This is a genomic window from Bartonella sp. AP58NXGY (assembly GCF_042195785.1).
GTDB lineage: Bacteria > Pseudomonadota > Alphaproteobacteria > Rhizobiales > Rhizobiaceae > Bartonella.
Window position 1 is genome coordinate 367 of sequence record NZ_JBHIOY010000361.1, and the last position, 231, is coordinate 597.

Annotated in this window: 1 pseudogene; it reads left to right on the forward strand. The window is 43.7% G+C overall.

Going from position 1 to position 231, the window contains the following annotated elements:
- A pseudogene (locus ACFINC_RS11425) lies at nucleotides 1-231 on the forward strand (phosphotransferase); the annotation flags it as partial.

Genomic DNA, 231 nt, shown 5'->3' on the forward strand with positions numbered 1-231 from the left:
TTTCAAAAGATGATTTACCTTTTTTTTGTTGATTGATGCAGCATTTAGGACAGCGTGGAATTCCTTGTCCTCAACCCGTTATTCAAAATGATGGAGTGATGATCGGTGAACTAGCAGGACGTCCTGCTGCTATTATTACTTTTCTGGAAGGAGAGTGGGTTCGTCAGCCCGATATAGATCATTGTGGTGAAGTAGGGACGGGGTTAGCGCAATTGCATTTAGCAGGACAGG